This window comes from Streptomyces sp. NBC_00354, assembly GCF_036106915.1.
Lineage (GTDB): Bacteria > Actinomycetota > Actinomycetes > Streptomycetales > Streptomycetaceae > Streptomyces.
Window position 1 is genome coordinate 3,326,440 of the sequence record NZ_CP107983.1, and the last position, 18,781, is coordinate 3,345,220.

The 18,781-nt window shown below is 73.3% G+C and carries 19 protein-coding genes; 11 read left to right on the plus strand and 8 right to left on the minus strand.

The genetic code is table 11. The features are described from left to right. Nucleotides 1-162 precede the first annotated feature (162 nt). Nucleotides 163-1,395: a threonine ammonia-lyase gene (ilvA, locus tag OHT74_RS14675; protein ID WP_266999601.1), complete on the minus strand. Its 1,233-nt coding sequence runs from the start codon at nucleotides 1,393-1,395 to the stop codon at nucleotides 163-165. A 248-nt stretch (nucleotides 1,396-1,643) separates the two neighbouring features. Here ilvA and OHT74_RS14680 point away from each other — a divergent pair, with 248 nt between their 5' ends. The 3 genes from OHT74_RS14680 to OHT74_RS14690 all read left to right on the plus strand — a co-directional run bounded on the left by OHT74_RS14680 (nucleotide 1,644) and on the right by OHT74_RS14690 (nucleotide 2,911). Then, entirely contained in the window at nucleotides 1,644-2,165 is a 522-nt protein-coding gene (locus OHT74_RS14680) for a MarR family winged helix-turn-helix transcriptional regulator (protein ID WP_053786297.1), read from the plus strand. Nucleotides 2,166-2,234: 69 nt separating this feature from the next. After that, nucleotides 2,235-2,663 carry a sigma factor-like helix-turn-helix DNA-binding protein gene (locus tag OHT74_RS14685; RefSeq protein WP_323139558.1) on the plus strand — a complete coding sequence of 143 codons (429 nt, stop codon included), beginning with the start codon at nucleotides 2,235-2,237 and terminating at the stop codon, nucleotides 2,661-2,663. After that, on the plus strand, nucleotides 2,660-2,911 hold the full coding sequence (locus tag OHT74_RS14690; RefSeq protein ID WP_030290839.1) for a hypothetical protein: 252 nt from the start codon (nucleotides 2,660-2,662) through the stop codon (nucleotides 2,909-2,911). The genes OHT74_RS14685 and OHT74_RS14690 overlap by 4 nt, the downstream gene beginning before the upstream one ends. 80 nt (nucleotides 2,912-2,991) lie before the next feature. Here OHT74_RS14690 and OHT74_RS14695 read toward each other — a convergent pair whose 3' ends face one another. Continuing rightward, nucleotides 2,992-4,149: a cystathionine gamma-synthase gene (locus tag OHT74_RS14695; RefSeq protein WP_266664390.1), complete on the minus strand. Its 1,158-nt coding sequence runs from the start codon at nucleotides 4,147-4,149 to the stop codon at nucleotides 2,992-2,994. 128 nt (nucleotides 4,150-4,277) lie between these two features. Here OHT74_RS14695 and OHT74_RS14700 point away from each other — a divergent pair, with 128 nt between their 5' ends. From OHT74_RS14700 to OHT74_RS14725, 6 genes are all read left to right on the plus strand, one after another. Continuing rightward, nucleotides 4,278-5,384 (plus strand): hypothetical protein, encoded by a 1,107-nt coding sequence (locus OHT74_RS14700; RefSeq protein WP_266664392.1) that lies wholly within the window; start codon nucleotides 4,278-4,280, stop codon nucleotides 5,382-5,384. Nucleotides 5,385-5,607: 223 nt separating this feature from the next. Continuing rightward, nucleotides 5,608-7,203: a M48 family metallopeptidase gene (locus OHT74_RS14705; RefSeq protein WP_328620460.1), complete on the plus strand. Its 1,596-nt coding sequence runs from the start codon at nucleotides 5,608-5,610 to the stop codon at nucleotides 7,201-7,203. Next, the gene (locus OHT74_RS14710; protein ID WP_328620461.1) at nucleotides 7,203-8,294 is read left to right on the plus strand and encodes a hypothetical protein; all 1,092 of its coding nucleotides are present in this window, start codon (nucleotides 7,203-7,205) and stop codon (nucleotides 8,292-8,294) included. The genes OHT74_RS14705 and OHT74_RS14710 overlap by 1 nt, the downstream gene beginning before the upstream one ends. A gap of 87 nt (nucleotides 8,295-8,381) precedes the next feature. Then, nucleotides 8,382-9,047: a peptide-methionine (S)-S-oxide reductase MsrA gene (msrA, locus tag OHT74_RS14715; protein WP_266664398.1), complete on the plus strand. Its 666-nt coding sequence runs from the start codon at nucleotides 8,382-8,384 to the stop codon at nucleotides 9,045-9,047. A gap of 115 nt (nucleotides 9,048-9,162) precedes the next feature. Then, a complete protein-coding gene (locus tag OHT74_RS14720; RefSeq protein ID WP_266626123.1) occupies nucleotides 9,163-9,924 on the plus strand; it encodes an SDR family NAD(P)-dependent oxidoreductase in 762 nt (253 codons plus the stop codon). A gap of 57 nt (nucleotides 9,925-9,981) precedes the next feature. Next, entirely contained in the window at nucleotides 9,982-10,359 is a 378-nt protein-coding gene (locus OHT74_RS14725; RefSeq protein WP_266664401.1) for a MerR family transcriptional regulator, read from the plus strand. Here the strand turns inward: OHT74_RS14725 and OHT74_RS14730 are convergent. Further along, on the minus strand, nucleotides 10,326-11,372 hold the full coding sequence (locus OHT74_RS14730; RefSeq protein ID WP_266664403.1) for an NAD(P)-dependent alcohol dehydrogenase: 1,047 nt from the start codon (nucleotides 11,370-11,372) through the stop codon (nucleotides 10,326-10,328). The genes OHT74_RS14725 and OHT74_RS14730 overlap by 34 nt on opposite strands. Before the next feature lie 168 nt (nucleotides 11,373-11,540). Between OHT74_RS14730 and OHT74_RS14735 the strand changes: the two genes are divergently transcribed. Continuing rightward, nucleotides 11,541-12,482, plus strand: a complete 942-nt coding sequence (locus tag OHT74_RS14735) for a helix-turn-helix domain-containing protein (RefSeq protein WP_328620462.1) — start codon at nucleotides 11,541-11,543, stop codon at nucleotides 12,480-12,482. On the opposite strand, the gene OHT74_RS14740 is transcribed toward OHT74_RS14735, so the two are convergent. The 3 genes from OHT74_RS14740 to OHT74_RS14750 form a co-directional block, all read right to left on the minus strand. After that, entirely contained in the window at nucleotides 12,472-13,467 is a 996-nt protein-coding gene (locus OHT74_RS14740) for a GNAT family N-acetyltransferase (protein ID WP_328620463.1), read from the minus strand. The genes OHT74_RS14735 and OHT74_RS14740 overlap by 11 nt on opposite strands. A 129-nt stretch (nucleotides 13,468-13,596) precedes the next feature. Next, complete coding sequence (locus OHT74_RS14745; protein WP_266664409.1) at nucleotides 13,597-14,868, minus strand: L,D-transpeptidase; 1,272 nt, start codon at nucleotides 14,866-14,868, stop codon at nucleotides 13,597-13,599. A gap of 147 nt (nucleotides 14,869-15,015) precedes the next feature. Next, entirely contained in the window at nucleotides 15,016-15,360 is a 345-nt protein-coding gene (locus OHT74_RS14750; protein ID WP_328620464.1) for a hypothetical protein, read from the minus strand. Nucleotides 15,361-15,467: 107 nt separating this feature from the next. On the opposite strand from OHT74_RS14750, the gene OHT74_RS14755 reads away from it, so the two are divergent. After that, the gene (locus OHT74_RS14755; protein WP_328620465.1) at nucleotides 15,468-15,818 is read left to right on the plus strand and encodes a hypothetical protein; all 351 of its coding nucleotides are present in this window, start codon (nucleotides 15,468-15,470) and stop codon (nucleotides 15,816-15,818) included. Between the two features lie 87 nt (nucleotides 15,819-15,905). On the opposite strand, the gene hutH is transcribed toward OHT74_RS14755, so the two are convergent. Then, nucleotides 15,906-17,447, minus strand: coding sequence for a histidine ammonia-lyase (hutH, locus tag OHT74_RS14760; protein ID WP_266672761.1), 1,542 nt, complete (start codon nucleotides 17,445-17,447; stop codon nucleotides 15,906-15,908). Between the two features lie 106 nt (nucleotides 17,448-17,553). Further along, nucleotides 17,554-18,669 carry a GGDEF domain-containing protein gene (locus tag OHT74_RS14765; protein ID WP_328620466.1) on the minus strand — a complete coding sequence of 372 codons (1,116 nt, stop codon included), beginning with the start codon at nucleotides 18,667-18,669 and terminating at the stop codon, nucleotides 17,554-17,556. Nucleotides 18,670-18,781 lie beyond the last annotated feature (112 nt).

An 18,781-nucleotide genomic window follows, 5' to 3' on the forward strand; every position in this document is an offset into this window, starting at 1 on the left:
CGTTACATTCCTACGCAATCCTAGGGGCGCCGGGCCGCCCTCGCCCGGCCGTTCGGGGGACTTACGCTATCGCGTCATATCGCGTGCCGCTATGGGGCTGCGGGCCGTTCCGCGGGAACCGGTCGGCCCGGCTCAGGTCGGCTCAGCTCAGGTCGGCCTGGCTCAGCCCATGACCGTGTACCCGGCCGCGTGCAGCGAACGCGCGACCTCGGTGCAGTGCTCCGGGCCCTTCGTCTCCAGGTGCAGTTCCACCTCCACCTCGGTGAGCCCCAGCCGCGGGTCGGTCCGTACGTGGCTCACGTCCAACACGTTCGCATCCACCACTGACAACACCCCCAGGAGACCGGCCAGAGCCCCCGGCCGGTCGGCCACGCGCAGCCGCAGCGAGAGGTAGCGGCCCGCCGCCGCCATGCCGTGCCGCAGGATCCGCTGGAGCAGCAGCGGGTCGACGTTCCCGCCGGACAGGACCGCGACCACCGGGCCGCCGCCGTACAGCTCGGGCCTGCTCAGCAGGGCGGCCACCGGGCTGCACCCGGCGGGCTCGACGACGAGCTTGGCGCGCTCCAGGCAGAGCAGCAGGGCACTGGAGAGGGCGTCCTCGGAGACCGTGCGGACGCCGTCGAGGAGGTCCCCGATGATGTTGAAGGGGATGTCGCCGGGGCGGCCGACCTTGATGCCGTCCGCCATCGTGACCGGGTTGTCGATCGAGACCGGGTGCCCGACCCGCAGCGAGGGCGGGTAGGCGGCGGCGCCCTCCGCCTGGACCCCGATCACCTTGACGTCCGGCCGCAGCGCCTTCACCGCGACCGCGATGCCCGCCGCGAGGCCGCCGCCGCCGATGCCGACGAGGATCGTCCGCACCTCCGGGCACTGCTCGAGGATCTCCAGGCCGACCGTGCCCTGGCCCGCGATGATGTCGCGGTGGTCGAACGGGTGGATGAACACCGCCCCGGTGCGGTCCGCGTACTCCTGGGCCGCCGCCAGGGTCTCGTCGACGACCTGTCCGGACATCCGCACCTCGGCGCCGTACTCCTGCGTGGCCGCCACCTTCGGCAGCGGCGCCCCGACCGGCATGAACACCGTCGAGCGGACGCCGAGGAGGGAGGAGGCCAGGGCCACGCCCTGCGCGTGGTTGCCGGCGCTGGCCGCGACGACGCCGGCGGCCCGCTGCTCGGGGCGCAGGCCCGAGATGCGCACGTACGCACCGCGCAGCTTGAAGGAGCCGGTCCGCTGGAGGTTCTCGCACTTGAAGTGGACCGGGGAGCCGGTGAGGGCGGTCAGGTGCCGGCTGCCTTCCATCGGCGTGACCCGGGCGACGCCCGAGAGCATCTTCTGGGCCCCCCGGATGTCGTCGAGAATGACCTGCGGGACGGGCACGGGCACGCGGTAGTTCATGCCGTCAGTCTCGCAGCCCGCGCAGATCACGGCGCCCGGCCACAGCCGGGCCTGCAGCGCGGCCACGAACCCGGCCAACGGCCCGGCGAGGAAAGCCCACAGAGGGCGAAATCCGGCCATCCGGGACGGGTCCGGGGCCCTGGTCCCAACCGCCCGCACCAGTTCTCGTACGAGGCGTACGAGCCGCCCCACGGCCGCGTACTCTGTCCCCCATCCTTGTCGGCCCCACGTGAAGAGAGCTCACGGCCATGCCTTCCACCCCGGCCAATTCCGACCTGCCCACGGCGGCCGAGGCGTCCGCCGAAGCCGGTCTCCTCGACGCGCTCCAGCACCAGGTGGCCGTCTTCGCCCGCCGCGCCGAGCAGACCCGCCTGGGCGGGGTCGGCCAGGCCCGCAACTCGATGGACCGCGCCGCGTACCTGCTGTTGAACCGGCTCGACCTGGAAGGCCCGATGGGCGTCAAGGCGCTCGCCGGCGGCATGGGCATCGACTCCTCCACCGTCACCCGCCAGGTCGCGCCGCTCGTCGACAGCGGCCTGGTCAAGCGCACCTCGCACCCGGAGGACGGGCGGGCCGTGGTCCTCGCGCTCTCCCCGCGCGGCCTCGCCCGGCTCGAGGAGGTCCGCTCCTCACGGCGCGAGCTGATGGCCCGGGTGACCGAGGACTGGAGCGAGGACGAGCGCGAGTCCTTCACCGGGCTGCTGACCCGTTTCAACGGCTCGCTGTCGGAGCTGATGGGCGCCGTCTCGGAGGCGGGCCCCGCTTCCTGAGGACGGGCGTGAGCCGGGGCCGTCCGACCTCTTGACCCGGGCGGTCCCGCTGCCCGCACTATGTGGCCTGTGGACGACCACGGGCCGGGCACCTACGCGGAGTTCGAAGCCTTCGTCGCGGGTGCGGCGGGGCGGCTCCTGCATGTCGCCGTCCTGCTGACGGCCGAGCCGGAGACCGAACCCGCCGCCGCCCGCCGGCTGCTCGCGGACGCACTGGCCCGTACGTACGCGAACTGGCGCCGGGTGCGCGGCGACGACCCGTACGACCACACCCGCCGGGAGCTGTGCGACGCCTTCGCCCGCACCGGCTGGCGCCACCACGGCGGCAGGGGCTTGCTCGCCCGGCTCGGCCCGCTGGAACGGCTCGTGCTGGTGCTGCGCGTGTACGAGGGCGTCGCGGAGGAGGTCACCGCCGCGCAGCTGGGGCTGCCGGTCGAGCGGGTACGGGTGCTGTGCAACCGGGCCGTGGCCGCGATGCGCTCGCGGGATGCCGCATGAGCGTCCCCGACCGCAAGGAGGACCAGGTCAGGCGGCTGCTGGAGGGCCCCCACCCGGTGGTCCCGGCCGGGCTGGCGGCCAGTGCCGCGGCCCGCGGGGACCGGCTGCTGCGCCGCCGCCGGGCCCTGCGCCGGGCCGGCTGGGCCCTGCTGTTCGCGGCGGCGGTGGCCTTCGCGGTGTGGGCCTCGCTGGCCCGCCCGTGGGAGATCCCGCCGAGCGGTGTCTCCCCGCCCCTGGAGGGCTGGTGACCACCGCTCGGCGGTTGTTGCCGTGAAGACTTGAAGGGCTGAAGGGCTGAAGGGCTGAAGGGAACGCCGCGGAGGTGCGGCTAGCCGAGGGCCTGGGTCAGGTCCGCCAGCAGGTCGTCGGCGTTCTCGATGCCGACGGAGACGCGGACCAGGTCCGCCGGGACCTCCAGGGCCGAGCCGGCCACCGAGGCGTGGGTCATACGGCCCGGGTGCTCGATGAGGGACTCGACGCCGCCGAGGGACTCGGCCAGGGTGAAGATCTTGGTGCGGGCGCAGACGTCGACCGCCGCCTGCTCGCCGCCGACGACGCAGAAGGAGATCATGCCGCCGAAGTTGCGCATCTGCTTGGCGGCGATCTCGTGGCCCGGGTGCTCGGCCAGGCCCGGGTAGAGGACCTTGTGCACCTTGGGGTGCCGGGTCAGCATCTCGGCGATCTTCGCGGCGTTCTCCGCGTGCCGGTCCATGCGGACGGCCAGCGTCTTGATGCCGCGCAGCACGATCCAGGAGTCGAAGGGGCCGGCCACGGCGCCCATCGCGTTCTGGTGGTAGGCCAGTTCCTCGCCGAGCGCCGCGTCGGCGGTGACCAGCGCGCCGCCGACCACGTCGGAGTGGCCGCCCATGTACTTGGTCAGCGAGTGCACGACCACGTCCGCGCCCAGCGCCAGGGGCTGCTGGAGGTAGGGCGAGGCGAAGGTGTTGTCCACGACCAGCTTGGCGCCGGCCGAGCGCGCGATGTCGGCGACGACGGCGATGTCGGTGATGCCGAGCAGCGGGTTGGAGGGGGTCTCGACCCAGATGACCTTCGTCTTCGGGGTCAGGGCGGCCCGTACGGACGCCGCGTCGGAGGTGTCGGCCACCGACCACTCCACGCCCCAGCGGGAGACGACCTTCGCAAAGAGGCGGAAGGTGCCGCCGTACGCGTCGTTCGGGATGACCACGTGGTCGCCCGGGGAGAGCAGCGTACGCAGCAGGCAGTCCTCGGCGGCGAGCCCGGACGCGAAGGCGAGACCGCGCCGGCCGCCCTCCAGCGCCGCGAGGTTCTCCTCCAGCGCGGTCCGGGTCGGGTTCGCGCTGCGGCTGTACTCGTAGCCGCCGCGCAGTCCGCCGACGCCGTCCTGCTTGTACGTGGACACCTGGTAGATCGGGGGCACGACCGCGCCGGTCAGCGGGTCCGCCGTGTTGCCCGCGTGGATCGCGCGGGTCTCGAAGCTCTGGTGCTCGTGGCTGTCGTCGCTCATGGGCCGATGCTATGCCCCGGCCGCCGACGAGCCCACTGCGCACCCGGTGGTGCGGCAGTGCACGGCCGAAAGCGGAGCGCTGGTGCGGCATTGGCCTTTGCGCGGGTGCGTCTGGTTCGCTTGGGGGCATGGAGATTCTGTGGTTCCTGATCGCGCTCGGCCTGCTCGTGGCCGCCTTCAGCCCGTACATACGGCGCCGGCGGGGCGGCGGCGTACGCCTGGTCGCGCCGGGCAGCCCTGACGCGGCCGACCCCGAGAACTACGGTTTCGCCCGCCAGGAGCACCTGGACATCCGCGTCCCGGGGCCCGACGAGGACCTGATGGACGCCCTCGGAGCCGTGCAGAGCAGCGGCCGCTGGCAGGCCGCTTCCCAGCTGCTGGCCGGGACCCCGAAGCAGGGCGAGCTGCGCTGGCAGCGGGTCCAGGCCTTCGGCGGGGCGGCTGCGCTGGAGCTGGTGGAGCGGCCCGGGGTGGGCGCGCAGTGGCTGAAGGCCTGGCGGCTGGAGGCGGAGAAGGACGCGGGCGGCGCGCAGGTGCACGCGGAGCTGCTGGTGCAGCAGGCGTGGCGGCACTCGGGCGGCGTGGGCTCCACGGACCACCGGATCATCCTGGAGGAGGCCCGGGAGGCGTGCCGCAAGGCGGCGCTGCTGGCCCCGGGCGACCCCGTCCCGTACATCACGGAGCTGGCGGTCGCTCGGGCGCTCGGGTACTCGGGGGCGGAGTTCGACTCCCTCTGGGCGAAGGTCATCGACGTCGCGCCGGCACACATGGGCGCGCACCTGGCGGCCCTGCACTACTGGTGCGAGAAGTGGCACGGCTCGCGGGAGCAGGCGGACGCCTTCGCGCACGCGGCGGCGGCCCGCGCCCCGCAGGGCTCGCTGCTGGCGGCGCTTCCGCTGTTCGCGGTGTACGAGCACGTCCCGGAGGTCGTCCTGACGAACTTCTGGCAGGGCGCGGTCGTGACCCGGGCGGTGGAGGGCGCGCTGTACGCGGTGCACACCGCCCGCCAGGACGACCCGATGCTGGCGCACGTACGGCACATGCTGCTGTCGTTCCTGGTGCCGATGGAGCGCTGGGCGGAGGCGATGGAGCAGGTCCGCCACATCGACGGCTACGTCGGCGCCCTGCCGTGGTCGGTCTCCCCGGACCCGGCGGCGCAGTACGCGGTGTACCGCGCCCTGGCGGTGGCGGGCTACGAGGCCAACGGCGGCTCGCCGGCGACGCTGCCGCACTGACGCGGCGGCCGTCCTGGCCCCCGCACCCCGCACCCCACCCCCGCCCCGCCCCCCTGGCTCCCACCTGCGGAATCCCGGCGAATAAGGTTGCCGTAAAGATCTGCGGGCCGCATGATGACCCGGCGTGACCGCCGGGCCCGGCCGACCACCGAGCGCCCGCGGCACACCCGCAGCATCTGCACATGCACCTGCACCACTTCATCCCGTGGGGGGATCCGTCCATATGGGCGCTTCACTGCGCGCGCTGCGCGCCCTCGTCCTGCTCGCAGGCTTTTACCTGCTCGGCTTCATCCTGCTCGGTGTGCTCGCGGCCGCCGACTGGGCGACCGTCACCTGGCTGCACGGCGGCATCGCCTTCAAGATCCTCATCGTCTCGGTGGTCCTCGCGGTCCCGATCGTGCGCGGCATGTTCATGCTCCGCACCCCCAAGGGCGACCCGCAGCCCGGCGTGCCCGTCACCGAGCAGCAGGAACCCGTCCTGTGGCAGACCGTCCGCGACATCGCGGCCCAGGTCGGCACCCGCGCCCCGGACGAGATCCTGCTGATCGACGAGGTCAACGCGGCCGTCAGCGAGGACGCCCGGCTGCTGGGCCTGAAGTCCGGCACCCGCCGCCTCTACGTGGGCCTGCCCCTGATGACCGGCCTGGACGAGATGCAGCTGCGCGCCGTACTCGCCCACGAGATGGGCCACTACGCCAACCTCGACACCCGTCTCACCCCGCTGATCGCCCGCGGCCGCGCCCAGCTGATCCGCACCATCGGGCACTTCCACGACCGCGCCGACACCAAGGTCGCCAAGGAGCGGGCCCGGCAGGAGAAGGCCGCCGAGAAGCGGCTCGCCAAGGGCAAGAAGGCCAAGGAGGTCGACACCGCCGGCCAGGGTGCGATGTACCGGGCCATGGCGAAGATCTACACGGCGTACGCGCGCTTCTACATGCGCGCCACCCTCTCCGGCAGCCGCCGCCAGGAGCTCGCCGCCGACCTGGCCTCGGTCCGCGTCGCCGGCCGCGACTCCGCCGCCTCCGCGCTGCGCGAGCTCAACGCCCTCGGCCCCGCGCACGAGTTCTACATGGACTCGTACGCCACCCTCGGCGTCGGCGCCGGCCTGCTGCCGCCCTCCGGCCAGGTCTTCGGCGGCCTGCGGCAGCTGCTCGACGCCCGCTCGGACGAACTGGACGGCCTGCGCCGCGAGCTGTCCACCGAGCCCACCTCCCCCTACGACTCGCACCCCGCGCTCGCCGAGCGCGTGGCCCGCATCGAGGCCCTGCCCGACGACGGCCGCGGCGCGCACGCGGCCCGCCCGGCGCTGGAGCTGCTCGCCTCCCCGCAGGCCGCGCTGGCGGCGCTGGAGCACGCGGTCCTGACCCCGGAGGCGCTCGCGCTCACCCGCGTGGACTGGGCGGACCTCGTCCACGAGAGCATGACCCGGTACGTCGGCCGGAGCGCGCAGGAGATCCGCGAGGCCGTCGCCGCCGAGGGCACGGCCCCGGAGCTTGCGGCCCTGCTGGACGCCGTCGACGCCGACCCGGCGCTGCGCTGGCGGATCGCCGACCGCTTCCCGAAGTCCGAGGAGGCCGCGGCCGCCACCGGCCGCGCCGCCCGCGAGTTCACCCGCCCCCTGCTGCGGCGCGCGCTGAAGCAGCTGGTCACCGCCGAGCTGACGGCCCGCGGCGGCGCCCGCTGGCAGCTGTCCTGGTCCGACTCGGCCGCCCTGCAGTACGCGGCCGACGGGTTCGAGGAGCAGCTGGAGCTCGCCCTGGACGCGCTCGTCGCGGACCTGCCCGACACCGAACCCCTGCGAAAGCTGGTGCTTGTCTGATGCTCGGCCTGATCATCCTCGGAATCCTGCTGATCAGCGGCGCCTACAAGATGCTGCGGGCCCGCAAGGGCGGCGGTGCCGGGAAGCGCCGCTGGGCGAGCCGGGCCGACGGCCTGGCGGCGGTCGCGCTGGGCTTCGCCCCGGCCGAGCGGCTCGACACCGACAACGGGTCCCCGCTCGCGCCGGCCGACACGGCCGCCCTGGACGCCGTACGGGCGGGCGACTGGCAGGCCGGCGCGGCCTGGGCGGACGCGGCCGGGCAGAACTGGGACGAGCGCATCCGGCGCGTACGGGAACTGGCCGAGCGGGCCGCCGAGGACGACGCCTGGCTGCTGGCCTGGCGCGCGGCGCGGCCGCAGGACCCGACGGCGGCGGCGGTGCACGCGGACGCGTCGGTGCTGGTGGCGTGGAACGTGCGCGGCTCGCTGACCGCGAAGCACACGACGCAGGAGCAGTTCCGGAACTTCCACCGGCTGATCGCCGCCTCGCAGGAGGCGATGCACGAGGCCCAGCGGCTCGCCGACCCGGCGGACCCGGTGCCGTACATGCTGGAGCAGCCGGTCGCCATGGCGCTGGGGTACTCCCACGAGCGGTACGGGCAGCTGTGGGCGGAGATCGTGGGGCGCGGCCCAAAGGTGCTGGCGGCGCACACCGGCGCCCTGCAGTACTGGTGCCGCAAGTGGCGCGGCTCGCACGAGGAGGCCGAGGCGTTCGCGCAGCGGTCGGCGGCGGCGGGCGAGCCGGGTGAGCTGCTGTCGCTGCTGCCGCTGTACGCGTACCTGGAGTACGAGATGTCGGAGTCGGAGCTCGACCCGAGCGTCTACTACAAGCGGCCGGAGATCGTGGCGGCCACGGACGCGGCGCTCGCGGACGTGGCGGCGGCGGACCCGGCGGACCGGCGGGTGACCCGGGTACGGCACATGCTGGCGTGGAACCTGTACTGGCAGGACCGGTACCCGGAGGCCGTGGAGCAGTTCCGTGCCGTCGACGGGTACATCGGGGCGACGCCGTGGACGTACTCGGCGGACGCCAAGGCGCGGTACGTGCAGGCGAGGGACTTCAGCGTGCGCCGGGCGGTCACGCAGAAATGACGAAAGTCTGACGCGGCGGCCGGGGGCGGGCCGGGGGGAATCCCGGCCCGCCCCCGCCCGTTAAGGGAGAACCACTAGGAGGGAATCATGTTCTCGTACCGCCGCACGCCCGAGCTCCCCACCCGCGAGGAGGCCCTCCAAGGCCGCGCGACCCCGCAGTTCTCACTCCCGGACCGGCACACCGTGCTCGGCAACCCCCTCGCGGGGCCCTACCCCGCCCACCTCCAGGTGGCCGACTTCGGCCTGGGCTGCTTCTGGGGCGCGGAGCGCAAGTTCTGGCAGACCCCGGGGGTGTGGACCACGCTGGCCGGCTACCAGGGCGGCTTCACCGAGAACCCGACGTACGAGGAGGTGTGCTCGGGGCAGACCGGCCACACCGAGGTCGTCCGCGTGGTCTTCGACCCGGCGCAGGTCTCGTACGCCACCCTCCTGAAGCTGTTCTGGGAGTCCCACAACCCGACCCAGGGCTTCCGCCAGGGCAACGACGTCGGCACCCAGTACCGCTCGGCGATCTACACCCACTCCGAGGCCCAGCAGGCCGAGGCCGAGTCCTCCCGCGCCGCGTACCAGCAGGTCCTGGCGTCCTCGGGCTACGGCGACATCACGACGGCGGTCCTCCCGGCGACGGACCGCCCCTTCTGGCCGGCAGAGCCCTACCACCAGCAGTACCTCGACAAGAACCCCGACGGCTACTGCGGCATAGGCGGCACGGGCGTCAGCTGCCCGATCGGCGTGGCCAGGGCCCAAGGCTGACCCTCCGCCCGCGCGGCTCTCGCCGCCCCCGGGCCCGGCAGACCGTCGGGTGCGGGGCGGCGGGGCGGTGAGGGGCTTGACCTTGCCGTTGGGGGGAGGGTTGTTCCCTCTCGTCATGGACATCAGCAGCAAGACCCCGCAGCGGCTCATCCTCGTCACCGGCGCAGGCACCGGCATCGGCCGCGCCACCGCACGCGCCTTCGCCGACGGCGGCGACCGCGTGGTCGTCGTCGGCCGGCGCCCCGAGGCGCTCGCCGGTACGGCCGAGGGCCGTCCGGGCATCCACCCGCTGGCCGCCGACGTGACCGCCCCCGGCGGGCCCGAGGGGATCGTCCGGGCCGTCCTTGCCGCCCACGGCCGCATCGACGTGCTCGTCAACAACGCCGGGATCGTGCGCAGCGGCCCCCTCGGGGACCTCGCCGAGCCGGACCTCTCCGCGCAGCTGGCCACCAACCTGCTGGCCCCGGTGCTCCTCACCCAGGCCGCACTCCCCGCCCTGGAGGCCGCCCCGGCCGGGGTGGTCGTGAACATCACCACCGCCGTCGGGCAGCGCGGCTGGCCCGGGAACTCCTTCTACGCCGCCACCAAGGCCGCTCTGGACACTCTGACCCGCAGCTGGGCCGTGGAGCTCGCCCCGCGCGGCATCCGGGTCGCGGCGGTCGCGCCCGGGGCGGTGGACACGCCGATCGCCGCACACCAGGGGCTGAGCCCCGAACGGGCCGCCGAGGTGCGGGCCTGGCAGGTGGCCCGGACCCCGCTGGGGCGGGTGGGCCGGCCCGAGGAGGTCGCGTGGGCGGTCACCCGGCTCGCCGACCCGGCAGCGTCGTTCGTGACCGGCGTCGTGCTCCCGGTGGACGGCGGGGCGCTGCCGGCCTGACCTGCGCGGCCCGACCCCGGCGGCCCCGCGGCGGTGCTCCTCGGCGACCATGGACGCATGCTGATCGGGGAACTCGCGGAGGCGACCGGGACCACCCCGCGCGCCCTGCGCCACTACGAGCAGGCCGGGCTGATCTCCTGCGGGCGGACCCCCAACGGCTACCGCGTCTACGACGCCGGGGCCGCCGTACGGGTCCGCAACATCCGGACCCTGCTGGACGCGGGGCTGACGCTGGACGACGTACGGGTCTTCCTGAACTGCCTGGACGGTGACGTGGCCGCCGGGCCGCCGTCCCCGAAGGGACTGGCCGTGGCCCGGGAGCGGCTCGCGGTCCTGGAGGCGCGGATCGCCGTGCAGACGGCGGCCCGGGACCGGCTCGCCGCCGCGCTGGAGCGGGCCGGTCAGATCGTCGACGCGTCGATGACGAAGCGGTAGCGGACGTCGCTGGCCAGGACGCGCTCGTACGCCTCGTTGATCTGCTCGGCGCGGATCAGTTCGATCTCCGAGCCGAGGCCGTGCTCGGCGCAGAAGTCCAGCATCTCCTGCGTCTCGGCGATGCCGCCGATCATCGAGCCGGCGAGGGTCTTGCGGCCGGTGATGACGGAGAACAGGTTCAGCTCGACCGCCTCCTCCGGGGCGCCGACGTTGACCAGTGCCCCGTCGACCTTCAGCAGGTCGAGGTACGCGTCGAGGCCGAGCGGCGCCGAGACCGTCGAGATGACCAGGTCGAAGCTGCCGGCCAGCTTCTCGAAGGTGTTCTCGTCGCTCGTGGCGTAGTAGTGCGAGGCGCCGAGCCGCAGGCCGTCGTCCTGCTTGCGCAGGGACTGGGAGAGGACGGTGACCTCCGCGCCGAGCGCGGCGGCGATCTTCACGCCCATGTGGCCGAGGCCGCCGAGACCGACGATCGCGACCTTCTTGCCCGGGCCCGCCTGCCAGTGCTTGAGCGGGGAGTAGAGGGTGATCCCGGCGCACAGCAGCGGGGCGGCGACGTCGAGGGCGAGGCCGTCGGGGATGCGGACGGTGTAGTTCTCGTCGACGACGACGTGCGTGGAGTAGCCGCCGTACGTCGGGTCGCCCTGCTTGTCGCGGGCGTTGTACGTGCCGGTTATGCCCTGCGCGCAGTACTGCTCCTGCCCGCGCAGGCAGTACTCGCACTCACGGCAGGAGTCGACGAAGCAGCCGACGCCGACGTGGTCGCCGACCGCGAACTTCGTGACGCCCGGGCCGGCTTCGGTGACGACACCGGCGATCTCGTGGCCCGGGACCATGGGGTAGATGCCCTCGCCCCACCCGTCGCGGACCTGGTGTATGTCGGAGTGGCAGATGCCGGCGTACTTGATCTCGATGAGCACGTCGTGCTCGCCGACGGGGCGGCGCGGGACGGTGGTGCGCTCCAGCGGGGCCTTCGCGGCGGGAGCGGCGTAGGCGGCGACCTGGGTGACGGACATGGGTGGAGACTCCTCGAACGCTGCTGCGGACGGTGTGCGGTGCAAGCAACGATTGCGGACCGGGCCGCCGCCACCCAGACCCCTGTCCTGCCTAGGACTGGCGGTCCTACCCCTGGCGGGGTCAGGAACAGGACCACGCCGCGCGGGCCGCCCGGCGATACTGGCGTCATGGACCAGCTTGATCAGCGTGCCGAACTGGGCGAGTTCCTCCGTTCCCGCCGTGCGCGGCTGCGCCCCGCGGACGTGGGCCTGCCGGACTACGGGCGCCACCGCCGCGTGCCCGGGCTGCGCCGTGAGGAGTTGGCGCAGCTGGCGGGCGTCTCGGTGGCGTACTACACACGGCTCGAGCAGGGGCACGGGCAGAACGTGTCGGCGGAGGTGCTGGACGCGATCGCCCGCGCCCTGCGCCTGGACGGCACGGAGACGGCCCACTTGAACCACCTGGCCAGCCCCCGGCCCCGCAGGCACCGCGGCAAGCAGCACCGGGCGCAGCACGTCCGCCCGGAGCTGCGGACGCTGTTGGACGCGATGGAGGGGGTGCCGGCCTACCTGGTGGGGCGGCGTCAGGACGTGATCGGCTGGAACCGGCTGGCGGCCGCGGTGTTCGGCGATTTCGGGGCGCTGCCGCCGCAGGAGCGGAACCTCGTACGGCAGGTGTTCCTGGACCCGGCGACGGCCGAGCTGTACGTGGAGTGGGAGTGCCGGGCCTGCGAGGTGGTGAGCAACCTGCGCATGTACGCGGGCCAGCACCCGGAGGACGAGCAGCTGTCCGCGCTGGTCGGGGAACTGTCGGTGAAGAACGAGGAGTTCCGGCGGCTGTGGGCCGCGCACACGGTGGCCGACAACAAGACGCACGGGGTGAAGCGGCTGCGGCACCCGCTGGTGGGTGAGCTGGACCTGGCCTTCGAGACCCTGGCGCTGCCGGACGACTCGGCGCAGTTCCTGGTGACCTTCCACGCCGCGGCGGGCTCCCCCTCGGCGGACGCCCTGCGGCTGCTGGCCTCGTGGTCGGCCCCGTCCGCCCCGTCCACCTCTTCCGCCCCTGCGATCCCTTCGGCCTCCTCCGCCCCGGCCCCGGCCTCGGCGGACGCGGACGGGGCTACAGCTTGATCTGGAAGATGCCGGCCGCGCGTTCGCGGCGGTAGCCCAGGGCGGCGTTCACCGCGCGCATCGGGGTGTTCTCGTCCGCCACCGAGGTGGCGATCTCGCGGAGGGCGGGGAAGCGGGCGGTGGCCTCCCTCAGCATGCGGAGTTTGACCGTGCGTCCGAGGCCGCGGCCGCGGTGGGCGGGGACGACCACCGTGTCGTACTGGAGGGCGCGCAGGGCGGCCGGGTCCGGGAGCACCAGGGACGTGTACGCGGCCACCTCGCCGGCGGGGGTCACCGCCGCGGCCATGAGCATCCGGCCGCCGCGGTCCAGGACCAGCCGCTGCACCGTGTGCAGGCGCTCCGGGGTCCAGGCCGGGGGCTGCTCGTCCATGTCCCCGGTCGGCGCGTCCTCCATCGACCCGTGGGCGACGGCGGCCGCGGCCACCCACGCGTCCGGGACCAGGCCCTCCCAGCACACCAGCTCGTAGCCCGCGGGGGGTTCGGGCTCCGCAGTCGCCGGCCCCGCCGCCACGTCGTGCCCGTCCTTCCCGCCCTGAACGTCTTGCACGTACCAGCCGAGCGGCAGCACGTTCTCGAAGCCCAGCGACTCGGCGAACGCCTGTCCCGCCCCGCCCAGGTCGGCCATCGTGGAGACCGAGGTGCGGCCCTGGGCCAGCAGTTCCTCGCGGACCCGGTGCCACAGGGCCGTGCCGGTCCCCCGCCGCCGCGCGTCCGGGCGTACCGTCAGCACGTCCAGCGAGGCGGTGTGCGCATTGCCTGCGTCCGTGAACAGGAGCAGGCTCGCCACGCCCTCGTCCGCCGCGAAGTGCGCGAAGCGGCCGGTGGTCGGCGCCACGCGCAGCCGCCCCGCGATCTCCACCCGGGCCGGTACGGGTACGCCGGGCAGGTCGGCGGCGTGGGCAGCGGTCAGGACCGCCGCCCAGGCGTCCACCTCGGCGTCGGTCGGCGGCACGGACAGCTGGGTGGGAGCAGGGGGCTGGGGCATGATCCGGACCTTAGCCCCTGAAACGGGCCCGTGGCCCCTGGAAAAACAGCCGATGGCGGGGAGCCTCCGTCAGGGGCTCCCCGCCATCCGCGGGGTTCGGTCGGGACCAGAGGTCCGCAGGTCAGGAGGTCAGGAGGCCGCGCCGGCCTTCCAGTCCGCCCAGCTCATGTTCCAGCCGTTGAGGCCGTTGTCCGGCTTGATGGTCTTGTCCGGGGAGTTGACCACCGTGACGACGTCACCGATCAGCGAGTTGTCGTAGAACCAGGCCGCGGGCTGGTTCGGGTCGTTGGCACCCTGGGCGTCGTTCAGACCGACGCAGCCGTGGCTCGTGTTCACGCTGCCGAAGATCGAGTCCGATCCCCAGTAGTTGCCGTGGATGAACGTGCCGGACTGGGACAGCCGCATCGCGTGCGGGACGTCCTTGATGTCGTACTCGCCCTTGCCCTCGCTGTTCTTGAAGCCGACGGTCGAGCCGTCCATCCGGGTCTCCTTGAACTTCTCGGAGATCACCATCTGGCCGTTGTACGTCGGGTTCTCCGGAGAGCCCGCCGAGATCGGGATGGTCTTGAGGACCGCGCCGTCCCGGGTGACGGTCATCTTCTTCGTCTTCGCGTCGACCGTGGCGACCTGGCTGCGGCCGATCTTGAAGGTGGCGGTGCGGTTCTGCACGCCCTGGACGCCGGGGGCGCCCTGCACCCCCTCCAGCGCCAGCTTCAGCGTGACGGTGGAGCCGGCCTGCCAGTACTGCTCGGGGCGGAAGTCCAGGCGCTGCGCGCTGAACCAGTGCCCGACGACCTCCTGGCCGCTGCTGGAGGTGACGGTGATCGCCGCCTGGACCGCCTTCTGGTCCTTGATCGCCTTGTTGAAGGTGATCGAGACCGGCATTCCCACGCCGACGGTCTGGCCGTCGTCCGGTATGAACGAGCCGACGAAGCTGTTCTCCGGGGAGACGGTGGTGAAGGAGGCGTTCTCGTGCGCCTCCTTGCCGGAGGCGTCCTTGGCGGTCGCCGACAGGGCGTACTTCGTGGAGCGCTTCAGCGCGGCGTCCGGCTTCCAGCTCTTGCCGTCGGCGGCTATCTTGCCGGGCACGGCCGCGCCCTCGGAGGTCTTGAGCTCGACCGCCGTGAGGGTGCCGTCACCGACGGCGACGTTGGTCGCGTCGTTCAGGCCGACGTTGGTCGCGCCGTCCTTGGGCGTGATCGTTATCTTGGCCTTGGAGGCGTCCTTGGCCGCGGCCGCGTCCACGTCCGACTGGGACTTGCTGCTCCCGTCCCCGCCGCCCTTGGGCTTGTCGTCGCCACCGCCGCACGCCGAGAGCACCAGCACGCCACCGAGTACGGCGGATATGGCCACGAGGGACCTTCTCCGCCGCTTCTTGTCCGTCCTCACACGCCACTCCATCGTTGCCTGAACCCCCGAGCTTCCCCCGGCAGCCGCCGGGTGGTGCCCCGATCAAGGCAGGGAGACACGCCCCCTGCCTCGCACCAGTCAACGCGTTGAAGGCCCGGATCGGTTCCACATTCCGTTTGAATGTGTGCAACCACACGGTCAGGCGTTGTCGGTCGTCTCTTCGTCGAAGTCCCCATCTTCCTCGCCCAGGTCCCACTCCATGGACTCGGGGTCGTATTCGACGGGCTCGCTGCTCCAGGAGGCCTGCGCCAGCTCCACGCCGGGGATGTCCGCGACCAGGTCAGTGGGGTCGACGAGGTACGCGAGCGCCTCCGACTCGTCCTCCCGTACGGCCGACTCGGCGTGGCCGCGCTCCTCGTCCGGCATGAACTCGTCGGCCTCGATGTGCTCGAGCGCGGCTCCGGTCAGCGCTTCGGGGTCGGGCACCTCCAGCACCAAATCCACCCGAAGCCGTACGTATCGTGATGTGTCAGAAGGGTTCATACGACGGAGACTAAGCCCGGGGAAGCCCCGACTTTCCCACGACCCGCCCTTGTCCGTAGCATCACCGCACACGGCCAATTCGCTGCTTCCGCAAGGGGGATCGCACCGTGTCCGCACGTCGACCGCTGCTCACCGCTCTCGGAGCGACCACCCTCCTCGCCGCCCTGTGGTTCGTGCCCTCGGCCAACGCCACCGCACCGGGGTCCACGGCGCCCGGTTCCACGGCGTCCGATTCCGGTTCCGCCGCGCCGGAGTCCGCGAACGCGCCCGGGCCCGGATCGGTGACGACGCTCGTGGCCGATCCCGCGGGCGCCTCACCGCAGACCGCCGGCCAGGTGTCCCTCGGGCTCGCCGACACCGGCGGGATCGACACCACCCCCTACCTGCTGGGCGGCACGCTCTGCCTGGGCCTCGGGGCCGGGTTCGTCACCTTCTCCGTGCACCGCTCGCGCGCGTAGGACCCGTACGGGCACACACCGAAGAGCCGGCCCCGGGAGACGGTTCCCGGGGCCGGCCCTTCGCGGCAGCGGTACGACTAGGTACGACTAGGCGAGCGGACCCGTCACCGGCTCCACCGCGGCCACGAGGCCGCCCGTACGGACGAACGCGTCGGCAGCCGCCAGGTCGGGGGCGAGGAAACGATCCGGCCCGGGACCCTCCACACCGGCCGCCCGGGCCGCCGCGATGGCCGCCCGGCTGGCCGGGGCCGGGGTGAGCCCGTGGCGCAGCTCGATGGCCCGGGTGGCCGCGTACATCTCGATCGCGATGATGCGGGTCAGGTTGTCGACGGCGGTACGGAGCTTGCGTGCGGCCGACCAGCCCATCGAGACGTGGTCCTCCTGCATGGCGGAGGACGGGATCGAGTCGGCGGAGGCCGGCACGGCCAGCCGCTTCATCTCGCTGACCAGCGCGGCCTGCGTGTACTGGGCGATCATCAGACCGGAGTCGACACCGGCGTCGTCCGCCAGGAACGGCGGCAGGCCGTGCGAGCGGTTCTTGTCGAGCAGCCGGTCGGTGCGGCGCTCGGCGATGGAGCCGAGGTCGGCCGCCGCGATGGCCAGGAAGTCCAGGACGTACGCGACCGGCGCGCCGTGGAAGTTGCCGTTGGACTCCACACGCCCGTCGGGCAGCACCACCGGGTTGTCGACCGAGGAGGCCAGCTCGCGCGAGGCGACCAGGGCGGCGTGCGCCATGGTGTCACGGCCCGCGCCGGCGACCTGCGGGGCGCAGCGCACCGAGTACGCGTCCTGCACGCGCGGGGCGGACTCCTCCTGGAAGTGCCCGGTGAGCCCGGAGCCGTTCAGGACGGCGGCCATGTTCGCGGCGGAGGCGCCCTGGCCCGGGTGCGGGCGGATGGCGTGCAGCTCCGGCGCCAGCACCTTCTCGGTGCCGAGGAGCGCCTCGAGGGTCAGCGCGGCGGTGATGTCGGCGGACTTGTACAGCTTGTCGAGGTCTGCGAGGGCCATGACCAGCATGCCGAGCATGCCGTCGGTGCCGTTGAGGAGGGCGAGGCCCTCCTTCTCCTTCAGCACGACCGGCTGGATCCCGGCCGCGGCGAGCAGCTCCCCGGCGGGGCGCACGACCCCGTCCGGACCCTCGGCGTCACCTTCGCCCATCAGGGTGAGCGCGCAGTGCGAGAGCGGCGCGAGGTCGCCGGAGCAGCCGAGCGAGCCGTACTCGTGGACGACGGGCGTGATGCCGGCGTTGAGTACGTCGGCCATCGTCTGCGCGACGGACGGCCGGACGCCGGTGTGCCCGGAGGCGACGGTCTTCAGGCGCAGGAACATCAGGGCGCGCACGACCTCACGCTCGACGCGCGGGCCCATGCCGGCGGCGTGCGAGCGGACGATGTTGCGCTGGAGCTGGGCGCGCAGCTCGGGGCTGATGTGCCGGGAGGCGAGGGCGCCGAAGCCGGTGGACACCCCGTAGACGGGTTCGGGCTTGGCGGCGAGGGCGTCGACGATCTCGCGGGCGCGGGCGAGGGCGTCGAGCGCCTCGCCGGACAGCTCGATCCGCGCGTTGCCGCGGGCGACGGCGATGACGTCCTCGGCGGTGGTCCCGGACGTCCCCACCACGACAGTGTGCATATCCATATTCAGCAGCCTACGGACTGAATCGCTTCATGTCACTAGCAAGTTTCACGAGGGCCCCTTACGCCTCCGCCACAAGGCCTACGCCCGGCCTGCGCGCGGCCTACGCCCGGCCGCGGAAGCGGCGGCGCTCGCCGGCCGCCCCGTCCTGGGCGGCATCGGCCAGCCGGACCACGGCGGTGTCCCGGCCTGCGACGACGGGCTTCGGCGAGCGGGCGGCCTTGGCCTTGTACTGGGCGGCGTCGGCCAGCCGGAACAGCCGCCGGGAGGACGTCACGGGCCCGATCGGGTCCCCGGTGGACGCGACCCCGCACGCGACACCCTCCCCGAGCTCCAGCTCGGCGGCGCGCAGGCACAGCTCCTCGGTCACCCGCACCACCTCGTCGGCGGGGGGCCCGACGCTCACCAGGCAGAACTCGTCGCCGCCGAGCCGGGCGACGAGCGCGCCGGGCAGCATGGCCCCGCAGAGGCTGAGCACGGACCCGAACCGCTCCAGCAGCCGGTCGCCCATGGCATGCCCCAGGCTGTCGTTGACCTTCTTGAGCCCGTTCAGGTCGCACACCACCAGGCTGACCACGGCGGCGCTGCGCCGGTGCTCCTCCAGGGCCTCGTCGAGCCGCATGTCGACGGCGCGGCGGTTGGCCAGGCCGGTCAGCGGATCGGTGAAGGCGAGCCGCCGGGCCTCCTCGAGCCGCTCGTTCTGCGCCAGCCCGGCCGCGACCACGGCGGCCAGGACGGCCGCGAACTCGGCGTCGTCCTCGTCGAAGTCGGGCAGGCCGTCGTCGCGGGCGACGTACAGCTCACCCCAGGCGCGCCCGCTGAGCACGATGGGCGCGACGACGCAGGTGCCGCGGCCGCGCCGGCGCAGGGCCTCGCCGCGCCGCCCCGGGCGGCCGCCGCCGGCGCTCTCCACCCAGGCGTGCGGGCCGCTGCCGCCGACCCAGCGCTCGTGCAGGAACTCGGTGATCTCGGGGAAGTCGTGGACGGGGTACGACTCGTCCTCGGGGAACGTCTCCTCCCCGGCCCGCAGCTCCCCCTCGTTCACGAGGACCCGCAGCCGGCCCCGCTCGCGCTCCCACGCGGAGATCGCGGCGAACGAGCCGTCCATCGCGAGGCGGGCCCCGCGGGCGGCCGCCCGGACACTGTCCCGCGGCGCGCATGCGGCGGCCATGGCCTGCGCCAGGCCCACGACGGCTCGTAGCCGCCCGTCGACTCCCATCACCCCAGGTTAGGGAGTTTTATCCGATTTCGTGCTGCTTGCTGCAGCATCAGAGCACAGGGCAGGACCTCAGGGGGAAGCCGCCCGACCTGCCGGAACACACCCCCGCGCA

Coding starts and splice junctions, on each gene's coding strand:
- OHT74_RS14730 (WP_266664403.1), bottom strand. CDS start 11,372: ATGTCCGTCACCCAGGTCGCCGCCTACGCCGCTCCCGCCGCGAAGGCC.
- OHT74_RS14735 (WP_328620462.1), top strand. CDS start 11,541: ATGGACCAGCTTGATCAGCGTGCCGAACTGGGCGAGTTCCTCCGTTCC.
- OHT74_RS14750 (WP_328620464.1), bottom strand. CDS start 15,360: ATGAACCCTTCTGACACATCACGATACGTACGGCTTCGGGTGGATTTG.
- OHT74_RS14710 (WP_328620461.1), top strand. CDS start 7,203: ATGCTCGGCCTGATCATCCTCGGAATCCTGCTGATCAGCGGCGCCTAC.
- OHT74_RS14700 (WP_266664392.1), top strand. CDS start 4,278: ATGGAGATTCTGTGGTTCCTGATCGCGCTCGGCCTGCTCGTGGCCGCC.
- msrA (WP_266664398.1), top strand. CDS start 8,382: ATGTTCTCGTACCGCCGCACGCCCGAGCTCCCCACCCGCGAGGAGGCC.
- OHT74_RS14705 (WP_328620460.1), top strand. CDS start 5,608: ATGGGCGCTTCACTGCGCGCGCTGCGCGCCCTCGTCCTGCTCGCAGGC.
- ilvA (WP_266999601.1), bottom strand. CDS start 1,395: ATGAACTACCGCGTGCCCGTGCCCGTCCCGCAGGTCATTCTCGACGAC.
- OHT74_RS14690 (WP_030290839.1), top strand. CDS start 2,660: ATGAGCGTCCCCGACCGCAAGGAGGACCAGGTCAGGCGGCTGCTGGAG.
- OHT74_RS14680 (WP_053786297.1), top strand. CDS start 1,644: ATGCCTTCCACCCCGGCCAATTCCGACCTGCCCACGGCGGCCGAGGCG.
- OHT74_RS14745 (WP_266664409.1), bottom strand. CDS start 14,868: ATGGAGTGGCGTGTGAGGACGGACAAGAAGCGGCGGAGAAGGTCCCTC.
- OHT74_RS14725 (WP_266664401.1), top strand. CDS start 9,982: ATGCTGATCGGGGAACTCGCGGAGGCGACCGGGACCACCCCGCGCGCC.
- hutH (WP_266672761.1), bottom strand. CDS start 17,447: ATGCACACTGTCGTGGTGGGGACGTCCGGGACCACCGCCGAGGACGTC.
- OHT74_RS14720 (WP_266626123.1), top strand. CDS start 9,163: ATGGACATCAGCAGCAAGACCCCGCAGCGGCTCATCCTCGTCACCGGC.
- OHT74_RS14765 (WP_328620466.1), bottom strand. CDS start 18,669: ATGGGAGTCGACGGGCGGCTACGAGCCGTCGTGGGCCTGGCGCAGGCC.
- OHT74_RS14740 (WP_328620463.1), bottom strand. CDS start 13,467: ATGCCCCAGCCCCCTGCTCCCACCCAGCTGTCCGTGCCGCCGACCGAC.
- OHT74_RS14695 (WP_266664390.1), bottom strand. CDS start 4,149: ATGAGCGACGACAGCCACGAGCACCAGAGCTTCGAGACCCGCGCGATC.